Source organism: Streptomyces griseus subsp. griseus, from assembly GCF_000720255.1.
In the GTDB taxonomy this organism is placed as follows: Bacteria; Actinomycetota; Actinomycetes; order Streptomycetales; family Streptomycetaceae; genus Streptomyces; species Streptomyces griseus_I.
Map to the genome: position 1 here is coordinate 49718 of NZ_JOJE01000010.1, position 13378 is coordinate 63095.

8 protein-coding genes are annotated in these 13378 nt (G+C 71.0%); 4 read left to right on the forward strand and 4 right to left on the reverse strand.

The window, feature by feature from the left end:
- The first annotated feature begins 6 nt into the window (after nt 1-6).
- Genes IG99_RS15810 through IG99_RS15825 form a run of 4 tightly spaced genes read left to right on the forward strand, consistent with a single transcriptional unit; the run spans nt 7 to nt 5885 of the window.
- Nucleotides 7-1350, forward strand: coding sequence for an ABC transporter substrate-binding protein (locus tag IG99_RS15810; protein WP_037674400.1), 1344 nt, complete (start codon nt 7-9; stop codon nt 1348-1350).
- Nucleotides 1347-2240: an ABC transporter permease gene (locus tag IG99_RS15815; RefSeq protein WP_037674403.1), complete on the forward strand. Its 894-nt coding sequence runs from the start codon at nt 1347-1349 to the stop codon at nt 2238-2240. Before IG99_RS15810 ends, IG99_RS15815 begins: the two co-directional genes overlap by 4 nt.
- On the forward strand, nt 2224-3048 hold the full coding sequence (locus tag IG99_RS15820; protein WP_037674405.1) for an ABC transporter ATP-binding protein: 825 nt from the start codon (nt 2224-2226) through the stop codon (nt 3046-3048). The genes IG99_RS15815 and IG99_RS15820 overlap by 17 nt, the downstream gene beginning before the upstream one ends.
- An 8-nt stretch (nt 3049-3056) precedes the next feature.
- Entirely contained in the window at nt 3057-5885 is a 2829-nt protein-coding gene (locus IG99_RS15825; RefSeq protein ID WP_394298023.1) for a fumarate reductase/succinate dehydrogenase flavoprotein subunit, read from the forward strand.
- Between the two features lie 60 nt (nt 5886-5945).
- On the opposite strand, the gene recQ is transcribed toward IG99_RS15825, so the two are convergent.
- The 4 genes from recQ to nuoL form a co-directional block, all read right to left on the reverse strand.
- Entirely contained in the window at nt 5946-8024 is a 2079-nt protein-coding gene (gene recQ / locus IG99_RS15830; protein ID WP_037674406.1) for a DNA helicase RecQ, read from the reverse strand.
- A gap of 164 nt (nt 8025-8188) precedes the next feature.
- Nucleotides 8189-9838, reverse strand: coding sequence for an NADH-quinone oxidoreductase subunit NuoN (nuoN, locus tag IG99_RS15835; RefSeq protein WP_037674407.1), 1650 nt, complete (start codon nt 9836-9838; stop codon nt 8189-8191).
- Nucleotides 9835-11406, reverse strand: a complete 1572-nt coding sequence (locus tag IG99_RS15840) for an NADH-quinone oxidoreductase subunit M (RefSeq protein ID WP_037674408.1) — start codon at nt 11404-11406, stop codon at nt 9835-9837. The genes nuoN and IG99_RS15840 overlap by 4 nt, the downstream gene beginning before the upstream one ends.
- A gap of 5 nt (nt 11407-11411) precedes the next feature.
- A complete protein-coding gene (nuoL, locus tag IG99_RS15845; protein ID WP_037674410.1) occupies nt 11412-13376 on the reverse strand; it encodes an NADH-quinone oxidoreductase subunit L in 1965 nt (654 codons plus the stop codon).
- Nucleotides 13377-13378 lie beyond the last annotated feature (2 nt).

Genomic DNA, 13378 nt, shown 5'->3' on the forward strand with positions numbered 1-13378 from the left:
AACCCCATGAAGAACAAAGCACTCCTCGCCGCCTCGCTCCTGCTCCTGCCCCTCACCGCCTGCGGCGGCAACGCGGCGGCCGGAGACGACGGCTCCACGGTCACGGTGACCGTCGGCTACCAGTCCAAGACCATCAACACGGTCACCGCCGGGACGCTGCTCCGCTCCCTCGGCTACTTCGAAAAGCAGCTCAACGCCCTCCACGACGGCCACACGTACAAGGTCGCCTGGCAGGACTACGCCACCGGCGCCCCGATCACCGCCCAGATGACCGCCGGGAAGATCGACATCGGTTCGATGGGCGACTTCCCGCTGCTCATCAACGCGGCCCGGGGCAAGCAGCTCGGCAGCCCCACCCACCTGGTCTCGGTCACCGGTTACAACCTGCGCGGCGGCCTCAACACCATCGTCACCGCCCCCGGCTCCAAGCTCACCTCCCTGAAGGACCTCAAGGGCAAGAAGGTCTCGACGAGCATCGGCTCCGCCGCCGACGGCACCCTCGTGCGTGCCCTCCAGCGCGCCGGCATCGACCCCGAGAAGGGCATCGAGAAGCTCAACCAGCAGCCCGCGGTGGGCGCCTCGGCCCTCACGGCGGGCAGCGCGGACGCGCTCTCCCAGTTCGTCGCCTGGCCCGGTCTGCTGGCCTACCAGGGCAAGGCCAAGGCCCTCTACGACGGTGCCCAGCTCGACCTGCCGACCTTCCACGGGGTCACCGCGCGCGAGGACTTCGCGAAGAAGCGCCCGGCCGTGCTGGAGGCGTTCCTCAAGGCCCAGGCCGAGGCGACCGACTACCTCAACGACCACCCGGTCGACGCCGCCGAGAAGGTCGCGAAGGCCACCGGCCTGCCCGCCGAGGTCGTCTACCTCTACAACGGCGCCCACGGCATCTCCACCTTCGACCCGGCCGTCAAGCCGCAGCTCGTCTCCGCCCTCAAGGACGACGTGTCGGTGCTGAAGGCGGCGAAGCTCACCGGTGACGTGGACGTGGACTCCTTCGTCGACGACCAGTACGTGAAGAAGGCCCTCGGCTCGTCGTACGCCAAGCGCCTCGCCTCCGCGCCGCCGCCCGCGGCGAGCGAGGTGTGGCCGAAGGGCGCCACCCGGACGCAGACTTTCAAGACGCCCGCCGAACTGCTCGGCTACGTCGCCAAGCACCGCGACGGCATCCGCGCGGCCTACGTTCCCGACACCACCACCGGCACCCTCTGGTTCGCCGACAAGGCGGTCTGGGTGGCCGACGGCGACCAGGTGCTGCCCTTCGTCGCCCCGGAGACCGCCCAGGCGTACATCACCGCCCACGGCGGGGCGCGCGTCATCACGTACGACGACGCGCTGGGGCGTGCCGCATGACCGCCGCGCCCCTGCACCGCAGGCCGGTCGGCCGGTACGCGCTGCGGGTGGTCGCCCTCGCGGTCGCCCTCGGCCTCTGGCAGCTGTTGACCAGCCTGAACGTCGACCTGTGGCTGCGTTTCTCGCAGTTCCCCACGGTCGCCGACGTGGCCCGGGCCTTCGCCGACCGCCTGTCGGGGCCCGACTACTGGACGGACCTGACGGACAGCCTGACCCGCATCGTCACCGGCTTCCTGCTCGCGGCGGTGCTGGGCGTGGCCACGGGCGTGCTCGTGGCCCGCTCTCGGCTCGCCGAGGACCTGATCGGGCCGATCCTGGAGGTCGTCCGCCCGATCCCGGCGATCGCCCTGGTCCCCGTTGCGATCCTGCTCTTCCCCTCCAACGAGCAGGGCATCGTCTTCATCACCTTCACCGCCGCCTTCTTCCCCGTGCTGGTCTCCACCCGGCACGCGGTCCGCGCACTGGCCCCGGTCTGGGAAGAGGCGGTGCGCACCATGGGCGGCGGCCGGTGGCGGATCCTCGGCTCGGTGATCCTGCCGGGCGCGCTGCCCGGCATCTTCGGCGGCCTGTCGGTCGGCATCGGCGTCTCGTGGATCTGTGTGATCTCCGCCGAGATGATTTCCGGCCAGTACGGCGTCGGCTACCGCACCTGGCAGGACTACACGATCGTCAACTACCCCGGCGTGTTCGTCGGCATGGTCACCATCGGCGTCCTCGGCTGGCTCACCTCCACGGCCGTGGAACTCCTGGGCCGCCGCCTGACCCGCTGGCTGCCGCGCACCTCGTACGTGCCCGGAGCCCGGGTCCGAGCCGTCCGGCCCGCCCAGCCGCAGCCCAGTCCGAAGACCGCACCCGAGGCCGAGGAGGCGCGCGATGAGCACCTCGTCTGAGACCGCGACGAGCACCACGTCAGGCGGCCTCTCCAAGAAGCAGACGCTCCCTGCCCAGGAGGGGGGTGCGCCCGCGCGCGGCACCCGCCTCACGCTCCGCGCCGCCTCCCTGGGCCGCCCGGACGCTCCGGTACTGGACGACGTCGACCTGGACGTCGCCCCCGGCGAGATCCTCACCGTCGTCGGCCCGTCCGGCTGCGGCAAGTCCACCCTCCTGCGCACCCTGGCCGGCCTGCTGTCACCGCTCGGCGGGGAGATCGCCCAGGACGGGCGCCCGCTGGCGGGCCCGTCCGCCGACCGCGCCCTGGTCTTCCAGGAGGACGCCCTCCTCCCCTGGCGCACCCTGCGCGCCAACGTCGAACTCCCGCTGGCCATCCGCGGTGTGGCGCGCTCCGACCGGCGTGCGCAGGCCGAGGCGTGGCTGGCCCGGGTCGGACTCGCCGAGCACGCCCGCCAGTTGCCGCACCGCGTCTCCGGCGGCCAGCGCCAACGCGCCCAGCTGGCCCGCGCCCTGGCCGGCAGCCCCCGCGCCGTCCTCATGGACGAGCCGTTCGGCGCGCTCGACGCACAGACCCGCGCCGGCATGCAGGACCTGCTGGTGGAGGTGCTGCGCGGCACGGGCGCGACCGTCGTCTTCGTCACCCACGACGTGGACGAGGCACTGTTCCTCGGCGACCGCGTGGCCCTCCTCGGCGCCGGCGGCCTCCTCGCCGTACGGGACGTACCGCGCCCGCGTGACCGCTCGGCGCACGACGACCCCGCGCGCGTGGCCCTGCGACGCGACGTCCTGACCTCCTTCGGTACGTGACTCGGCACGTGACCCGGTACGTGAAAGGCATCCCGGTGGCTCCCACGGACACCCCCCTGCAGATCCCCGCACTCGCCGACGCCGAGGAACTGACCTGCGACGTCCTCGTCATCGGCGGTGGCACCGCCGGCACCATGGCGGCCCTCACCGCCGCCGAACACGGCGCCGACGTGCTGCTGCTGGAGAAGGCCCACGTCCGCCACTCCGGCGCGCTCGCCATGGGCATGGACGGCGTCAACAACGCGGTCATCCCGGGCCGCGCCGAGCCCGACGACTACGTCGCCGAGATCACCCGCGCCAACGACGGCATCGTCGACCAGTCCACCGTCCGCCAGACCGCCACCCGCGGCTTCGCCATGGTGCAGCGGCTGGAGTCGTACGGCGTGAAGTTCGAGAAGGACGAGCACGGCGAGTACGCGGTCCGCCAGGTCCACCGCTCCGGCTCCTACGTCCTGCCGATGCCGGAGGGCAAGGACGTCAAGAAGGTCCTGTACCGCCAGCTGCGGCGGCGCGAGATGCGGGAGCGGATCCGGATCGAGAACCGGGTGATGCCGGTCCGCGTGCTGACCGCGGGCGAGGGCGCGGAGCGTCGGGCCGTGGGGGCGGCCGGCTTCAACACCCGCACGGGGCAATTCGTCACCGTTCGCGCCGGCGCGGTGATCCTCGCCACCGGCGCCTGCGGCCGCCTCGGCCTGCCCGCTTCCGGCTACCTCTACGGCACGTACGAGAACCCCACCAACGCGGGCGACGGCTACGCCATGGCGTACCACGCGGGCGCCGAGCTCACCGGCATCGAATGCTTCCAGATCAACCCGCTGATCAAGGACTACAACGGTCCGGCCTGCGCCTATGTCGCCAACCCCTTCGGCGGCTACCAGGTCAACCGGCACGGCGAACGCTTCGTCGACTCCGACTACTGGTCGGGCCAGATGATGGCCGAGTTCGCGGCGGAGGTCGCCTCGGACCGCGGCCCGGTCTACCTGAAGCTCAGCCACCTGCCCGAGGAGTCGGTCTCGGCGCTGGAGTCGATCCTGCACTCCACCGAGCGCCCCACCCGCGGCACGTTCCACTCCGGCCGGGGCCACGACTACCGCACCCATGACGTCGAGATGCACATCTCCGAGATCGGCCTGTGCGGCGGCCACTCGGCCTCCGGCGTACGCGTCGACGACCACGCCCGTACGACCGTGCCCGGGCTGTACGCCGCCGGTGACCTCGCCTGCGTCCCGCACAACTACATGATCGGCGCGTTCGTGTTCGGGGACCTGGCGGGCGCGGACGCCTCCCAGTACGCGGCTTACGCCGGGGAGCTTCCCCTTGACCAGCTCCAGGAGGCGCACGAGCTGATCTACCGCCCGCTGCGCAATCCCGACGGGCCGCCGCAGACCCAGGTCGAGTACAAGCTGCGCCGCTTCGTCAACGACTACGTCGCCCCGCCGAAGTCGGGTGCGCGGCTCTCCCTGGCCCTGGAGTCCTTCGAGCGGATGCGGGAGGACATCGCCGCGATGGGGGCGGCCACCCCGCACGAGCTGATGCGCTGTGCGGAGGTGACCTTCATCCGTGACTGCGCGGAGATGGCCGCGCGTGCCTCCCTGGCCCGCACGGAGTCCCGCTGGGGCCTCTACCACGACCGGCTCGATCACCCCCAGCGCGACGACGCGTCCTGGTTCCACCATCTCGACCTGCACAAGTCCCCCTCCGGTGCGATGGAGTTCACGGCCCGTCCCGTGGCCCCCTATCTGGTTCCGATCGACGAGTTCACCCCGGTCGGCGGGCCCTCCCGGCACCTCGGCGAGGTCCACGCGGAGCAGGTGGCCACGGCGGGCGCGCGCGAGGTGGCTCCGGTGGCGAAGGGTCAGGTCGCCGCTGTGCCCACCGGAGCCGCTCACCCCGAAGCCGACGCGGAGGTGCCGACCTCACCCCGCCTCGTCGCTCTCCTCGCCCTCGCGGAGGAGGAGCCCGAGCTCTCCGCCCTCGCCTCCTACCTGGCCGACTCCGAGCCCGCGGTCCGCCGCACGGCCGTCGCCGTCCTGACGGAGACGGTGCCGCCGGGAACCGGCCCGGCGCTCGCCGCAGCGCTCTCCGACAGCGACGCCGGCGTCCGCGCCGCCGCGGCGGCCTCGCTGCGCGAGCTGGTCGAGACGCTGCCGCCCGAGCCGGCCCTGCGCGAACTCCTCGCCGATGCGGTGTCCGGCGGCGCCGACCCCGTCGTCCGTGCCGCGGCCCTGGACGTCCTGCGCGCCCTGCGCCTGGGCGACGCTGCCCTCTTCACCATCGCCCTCGCCGATCCCGACCCCGCCGTCCGCATCGAGGCCGTCCGCGCCCTCGTCTCGGTCGACGCGGTCATCCCCCTCGCCGAGGCAGCCACCACGGACCCGTCCCGCGAGGTCCGGGTGACCTTCGCGAAGGCCTTGGGCACGCTGGCCGCGGGGACGAGCGACTCGGGCAGGGCTGCGGCGGGGCCCGACAGTGACGCTCTCCTGGCTGCCCTCACCGCCCTCACCCACGACCCCGACGCCCTCGTACGCGGTGCCGCCTACGAAGCGCTGGCGTCCGCCGGGTGCCCGGCTCCGTTGGCCGAGCAGGCCGTGGCCGCTCAGAGCGACCCTGCCTGGCAGGTGCGCGCCGGTGCCGCCACCGCGCTGTCGGCCGCCGCACTCGACGTCGCCGTCCCGGCGCTGGCCAAGGCTCTCGCCGACCCGAACGCGGACGTCCGCAAGGCCGCGGTCCTGGCACTGACCCGGCACAGCTCCGCCGGGGAGGCCCGCGCGGCCCTCGCCACGGCGACGACGGACTCGGACGCGGACGTCAGGGCGTACGCTGCACGCGCCCTGTGACGGTGCCGGTCACCGGGGGCCGATGAGGGCGCACCGACGTGCCCTCATCGGCCCCCACCCCTATATCCAGTCGTCCGGCTCCGGCTCCTCCGCCATCTCGGGCCAGTCGTCCGCACCGCCGGCTCCCGCGGTCGACACGGCTCCGCCCGACACCGCGCCGCCCGACACCGCGCCGCCCGCACCCGCATCGCCGCCGGCACCCGCAGGGGCGCTCGCAGGCGCCCCGCCGCTCGGCGTGCTCAGCGCATCCAGCACCGCCAGCACGCCCTCCCCGTACGTCGCCAGCTTCTTCTCGCCGATCCCGCTGATCCCCCCGAGTTCCCGCACCGACGTGGGCCAGACGCCGGCGATCTCCCGCAGCGTGGCGTCGTGGAAGATCACGTACGCCGGGACACCCTGCTCGCGGGCCTGCTCGGCGCGCCAGGCACGCAGGGCCTCGAAGGCGGGGAGCAGTTCCTCGGGCAGCTCGGCAACGGCAGCCTTGGCCTTGCGCTCGCCCCGGCCGGAGCCCGCCGAGCCCGCCGAGCCGGACGCGCCGGCCGACCGCGAGGCCACCGGCTTCTTCGGCTCCTTGCGCAGCGGCACCTCCCGCTCCCGCCGCAGCACCGCCCCGCTGGCCTCGGTCAGCACCAAGGTGCCGTACTCCCCCTCGACCGCCAGCAGTCCCTGCGCCAGCATCTGCCGGACGACGCCCCGCCACTCGCCCTCGGTCAGTTCCTCACCGATGCCGAACACGGACAGCTGGTCATGGTCGAACTGGATGACCTTGCCCGTGCGCTTCCCCAGCAGGATGTCGACGATCTGCACGGCACCGAACTTCTGGCCCCGTTCCCGCTGCAACCGCACCACCGTCGACAGCACCTTCTGGGCGGCGACCGTCCCGTCCCAGGTCTCCGGCGGGGTCAGGCAGGTGTCGCAGTTGCCGCAGCCCGCCGCGTCGGGGTCCTGGCCGAAGTAGGCGAGGAGCTGGCCGCGCCGGCACTGGGCCGTCTCGCACAGCGCCAGCATCGAGTCCAGGTGCGCGGCGGCCCGGCGGCGGAACGCCTCGTCGCCCTCGCCGGACTGGATCAGCTTGCGCTGTTGTATGACGTCGTTCAGCCCGTACGCCATCCAGGCTGTGGACGGCAGTCCGTCGCGGCCCGCCCGGCCCGTCTCCTGGTAGTAGCCCTCGACGGACTTGGGCAGGTCGAGGTGGGCCACGAAACGGACGTCCGGCTTGTCGATGCCCATGCCGAAGGCGATGGTCGCGACCACGACGAGACCCTCCTCGCGCAGGAACCGGGACTGGTGCGCCGCACGGGTGCCCGCGTCCAGGCCCGCGTGGTACGGCACCGCCTCGATGCCCTTGCCGGACAGGAACTCGGCCGTCTTCTCCACGGAGTTGCGCGAGAGGCAGTACACGATGCCCGCGTCGCCCGGGTGCTCCTCGCGCAGAAAGCTGAGCAGCTGCTTCTTTGGATCGGCCTTCGGCACGACCCGGTACTGGATGTTGGGCCGGTCGAAGCTGGCGACGAAGTGCCGGGCCGCCGGCATGTTCAGCCGCTGGGTGATCTCCTGGTGCGTCGCGTGCGTGGCCGTCGCCGTGAGCGCGATCCGCGGCACGTCCGGCCAGCGCTCGCCGAGCAGGGACAGGGCGAGATAGTCGGGGCGGAAGTCGTGGCCCCACTGGGACACGCAGTGCGCCTCGTCGACGGCGAAGACAGAGATCTTGCCGCGTGACAGAAGCTCCAGGGAGGACTGCAGACGCAGCCGCTCCGGGGCCAGGTAGAGCAGGTCCAGCTCACCCGCGAGGAACTCGGCCTCGACCACCCGCCGCTCGTCGAAGTCCTGCGTGGAGTTCATGAACCCGGCGCGCACACCGAGCGCCCGCAGCGCGTCCACCTGGTCCTGCATCAGCGCGATGAGGGGGGATACCACGACGCCCGTACCGGGTCTGACCAGGGCCGGGATCTGGTAGCACAGCGACTTGCCACCACCGGTCGGCATGAGGACGACGGCGTCCCCGCCGGCCACGACGTGCTCGATGATCGCTTCCTGCTCGCCGCGGAAGGCCTCGTACCCGAAGACCCGGTGCAGTGTGGCGAGCGACTCGTTCTCAGTCACCTCTGGCATCTCGCTGATCCCGCCCGTCCCGCCCATCGTGATGTCCCCCGTACGTCGTCCCTCGACCACTGCCTCCACGATAGGGGTCCGCACCGACAGCCCCGGAAGTTATCCACAGGCTGAGGGACATCGACCGCCTGAGCAGGTGCGAAGGCCCCGGCTCCCTCGAGGGAACCGGGGCCATGCGCGCGTGCCGCGGGTCAGCGCACGAACACCCCTGCCTGGTTCGCCAGGTCCAGGAAGTACTGCGGAGCCACGCCCAGCACCAGCGTCACCGCTACGCCCACGCCGATCGCCGTCATCGTCAGCGGCGACGGGACCGCGACGGTCGGGCCCTCGGGCCGCGGCTCGCTGAAGAACATCAGCACGATCACGCGGATGTAGAAGAACGCCGCGATCGCCGACGAGATCACACCGACCACGACCAGCGGGCCCGCGCCGCCCTCCGCCGCCGCCTTGAACACGGCGAACTTCCCGGCGAACCCGGAGGTCAGCGGGATGCCCGCGAAGGCCAGCAGGAACACCGCGAACACGGCCGCGACCAGCGGCGACCGGCGGCCGAGCCCCGCCCACTTGGACAGGTGGGTCGCCTCACCGCCCGCGTCACGCACCAGGGTCACCACGGCGAACGCGCCGATCGTCACGAACGAGTACGCCGCCAGGTAGAACAGCACCGAGGACACACCGTCCGGCGTGGTCGCGATGACACCCGCGAGGATGAACCCGGCGTGCGCGATCGACGAGTACGCCAGCAGCCTCTTGATGTCGGTCTGCGTGATCGCGACGATCGCACCGCCCAGCATGGTCACGATCGCGACGCCCCACATGACGGGCCGCCAGTCCCAGCGCAGGCCCGGCAGCACGACGTACAGCAGCCGCAGCAGGGCACCGAACGCGGCCACCTTGGTCGCCGCCGCCATGAACCCCGTCACGGGTGTCGGCGCGCCCTGGTACACATCCGGCGTCCACATGTGGAACGGCACCGCGCCCACCTTGAACAGCAGGCCCATCACGATCATCGCGGCACCGACGAGCAACAGCGCGTCGTTGCCCATGGTGTCCGCGAGCGCCGGGCTGACATTCTTCACCGTGCCGTCGACCACCTGGGCGATCGTCCCGTACGACACGGAGCCCGCGTACCCGTACAGCAGGGCGATGCCGAACAGGGTGAACGCGGAGGCGAACGCGCCGAGCAGGAAGTACTTGACCGCGGCCTCCTGCGACATCAGCCGCTTGCGGCGGGCCAGCGCGCACAGCAGGTACAGCGGCAGCGAGAAGACCTCCAGGGCCACGAACAGCGTCAGCAGGTCGTTGGCCGACGGGAAGATCAGCATGCCGGCGACGGCGAACAGCAGCAGCGGGAAGACCTCGGTCGTGGTGAACCCGGCCTTCACCGCGGCCTTCTCGCTGTCGCTGCCGGGCACGGAGGCTGCCTGTGCCGCGAAGGAGTCGACGCGGTTGCCGTGCGCCTCCGGGTCGAGCCGCCGCTCGGCGAACGTGAACAGGCCGACCAGGGCCGCGAGCAGGATCGTGCCCTGCAGGAAGAGGGCCGGCCCGTCGACCGCGATGGCGCCCATCGCGGCGATGCGTGCCTTCGTCGTGCCGTATCCGTCGGCCGCGAGCGCGACGACCGCGGCGAACGCGGCGGCGAGGGCGACGACGGAGACGAACACCTGGGCGTAGTAGCGGGACTTGCGTGGGACGAACGCCTCGACCAGCACCCCGACGATCGCCGCGCCCACGACGATCAGGGTGGGCGACAGCTGCCCGTATTCGATCTTCGGCGCGTCGATCTTCGAGATCGGGTCGGCCGCGGTTGTCCACAGGCTGTGGACGGCTGCTGCGCTCACTTGGCCGCCTCCACCTCGGGCTGGGGGTCCTTCTTCTGTACGTCGGACAGCGTCTGCTTGACCGCCGGGTTGACGATGTTCGTGAGGGGCTTCGGGTAGACGCCCAGGAAGATCAGCAGTACGACCAGCGGTGCGACCACCAGCAGCTCACGCGCCCGCAGGTCCGGCATCGCGGCGACCTCCGGCTTCACCGGGCCCGTCATCGTCCGCTGATAGAGGACGAGGGTGTAGAGCGCGGCGAGCACGATGCCGAAGGTGGCGATGATGCCGATCGCCGGATATCGCGAGAACGTGCCGACCAGGACCAGGAACTCACTCACGAACGGCGCGAGACCCGGCAGCGACAGGGTCGCCAGACCACCGATCAGGAAGGTGCCGGCGAGCACGGGGGCGACCTTCTGCACCCCGCCGTAGTCCGAGATGAGCCGCGAGCCGCGCCGGGAGATCAGGAAGCCGGCGACCAGCATCAGCGCGGCCGTCGAGATCCCGTGGTTGACCATGTACAGCGTGGCGCCGGACTGACCCTGGCTGGTCATCGCGAAGATGCCCATGATGATGAAGCCGAAGTGCGAGATCGACGCGTACGCCACCAGTCGCTTGATGTCCCGCTGGCCGACGGCGAGCAGCGCCCCGTAGATGATGCTGATCAGCGCCAGTACGAGGATGGCCGGCGTCGCCCACTTCGACGCCTCCGGGAACAGCTGGAGGCAGAAGCGGAGCATCGCGAAGGTGCCCACCTTGTCGACGACCGCCGTGATGAGCACGGCGACCGGGGCGGTGGACTCCTGCATGGCGTTGGGCAGCCAAGTGTGCAGCGGCCACAGCGGCGCCTTCACCGCGAACGCGAAGAAGAAGCCCAGGAACAGCCAGCGTTCGGTGTCGGTCGCCATGTGGAGCGTGCCGTCGGCCCGCGCCTGGGCGATCTCCTGGAGGGAGAAGTTCCCGGCGACGACGTACAGCCCGATCACGGCGGCCAGCATGATCAGACCGCCGACCAGGTTGTACAGCAGGAACTTCACTGCCGCGTACGACCGTTGCGTCGACGCCGCCTTCTCGCCGTGTTCGTGGGCCCGGTCCCCGAAGCCTCCGATGAGGAAGTACATCGGGATGAGCATGGCTTCGAAGAAGATGTAGAAGAGGAAGACGTCGGTGGCCTCGAAGGAGAGGATCACCATCGCCTCGACGGCGAGGATCAAGGCGAAGAAGCCCTGCGTGGGCCGCCAGCGGCGGCTTCCGGTCTCCAGCGGGTCGGCGTCGTGCCAGCCCGCCAGGATGATGAAGGGCATCAGCAGGGCGGTCAGCGCGATGAGCGCCACCGCGATGCCGTCCACGCCCAGCTCGTACCGCACCCCGAAGTCCGCGATCCAGGCATGGGATTCGGTGAGCTGGTAGCGGTCGCCGTCGGGGTCGAAGCGGACCAGGATGGTGATCGCCAGCGCGAGCGTGGCGAGGGAGACGACCAGCGCCAGCAGTTTGGCGGCGTTGCGCCGGGGGGCCGGTACGGCGGCGGTGGCGATGGCCCCGAGGGCCGGGAGCGCCGCCGTCGCTGTCAGAAGGGGAAAGGACATCGGTATCAGACCGCCCTCATCAGCAGGGTCGCGGCGATGAGGACCGCCGCACCGCCGAACATCGAGACCGCGTAGGAGCGCGCGAAGCCGTTCTGCAGCTTGCGCAGCCGTCCGGAAAGGCCACCGACGGAGGCAGCCGAGCCGTTGACGACCCCGTCGACCAGGGTGTGGTCGACGTACACCAGCGAGCGCGTGAGGTGCTCGCCGCCGCGGACGAGGACGACGTGGTTGAAGTCGTCCTGGAGCAGGTCGCGTCGGGCGGCCCGGGTGAGCAGCGACCCGCGCGGGGCGACGGCCGGGACCGGGCGGCGGCCGTACTGTCCGTACGCGATGGCCACGCCGATGACGAGGACGACCATGGTGGCGAGGGTGACCGTCAGGGCGCTGACCGGGGAATCGCCGTGGCTGTGCCCGGTGATGGGCTCCAGCCAGTGCACGAAGCGGTCGCCGATGCTGAAGAACGCTCCGGCGAAGACCGATCCGAAGGCCAGCACGATCATCGGGATGGTCATGACCTTGGGCGACTCGTGCGGATGAGGCTCTGTGTACTCGCCCCGGGTCTCCGCCGCCGGTTCGACGCTGGGCTCGGCCGGGGACGGGGTCGGAGCGTGCCGCCAGCGTTCCTCTCCGAAGAAGGTCATCAGCATCACGCGCGTCATGTAGTACGCCGTGATGGCCGCGCCGAGCAGGGCACAGCCACCGAGGATCCAGCCCTCGGTGCCGCCCTTGGCGAACGCCGCCTCGATGATCGCGTCCTTGGAGAAGAAGCCGGACAGGCCCGGGAAGCCGATGATGGCGAGGTAGCCGAGTCCGAAGGTGATGAAGGTGATCGGCATGTACTTGCGCAGGCCGCCGTACCTGCGCATGTCGACCTCGTCGTTCATGCCGTGCATGACCGATCCGGCGCCGAGGAACAGGCCGGCCTTGAAGAAGCCGTGCGTCACCAGGTGCATGATCGCGAAGACGTAGCCGATGGGGCCGAGGCCCGCCGCGAGGACCATGTAGCCGATCTGCGACATGGTCGAACCGGCCAGCGCCTTCTTGATGTCGTCCTTCGCGCAACCGACGATCGCACCGAACAGGAGCGTGACGGCACCGACGACGGTCACCACGAGTTGTGCGTCGGGGGCGGCGTTGAAGATCGCTCCGGAGCGGACGATCAGGTACACGCCCGCGGTCACCATGGTCGCGGCGTGGATGAGGGCCGAGACCGGGGTCGGGCCCTCCATCGCGTCCCCGAGCCAGGACTGCAGCGGCACCTGGGCGGACTTGCCGCAGGCGGCGAGCAGCAGCATCAGGGCGATGCCGGTGAGCGTGCCCTCCCCGGCCTTGCCGACGAGCCCCGGCTCCTCCTGGGAGCCGAGCACCGGTCCGAAGGCGAACGTCCCGAACGTCGTGAACATCAGCATGATCGCGATGGACAGGCCGATGTCGCCGACGCGGTTGACCAGGAAGGCCTTCTTCGCCGCGGTGGCGGCGCTGGGCTTGTGCTGCCAGAAGCCGATCAGCAGGTAGGAGGCGAGACCGACGCCCTCCCAGCCGACATACAGCAGCAGGTAGTTGTCGGCGAGGACGAGCAGCAGCATCGCCGCGAGGAACAGGTTCAGGTAGCCGAAGAAGCGGCGGCGCCGCTCGTCGTGCTCCATGTACCCGACCGAGTACAGGTGGATCAGCGAGCCGACACCCGTGATCAGCAGTACGAACGTCATCGACAGCTGGTCCAGGCGGAAGGCGACGTCCGCCTGGAAGCCCTCGACCGGGACCCAGGTGTACAGGTGCTGAGTGAGCGTCCGGTGCTCGGGGTTCTTGCCGAGCAGGTCGGCGAAGAGGACGACACCGAGCACGAAGGAGACGGTCGAGAGGGCGGTGCCGATCCAGTGGCCGACGGCGTCGAGCCGACGGCCGCCGACCAGCAGGACGGCCGCTCCGAGCAGGGGCGCCGCGATCAGCAGCGCAATCAGGTTCTCCACGA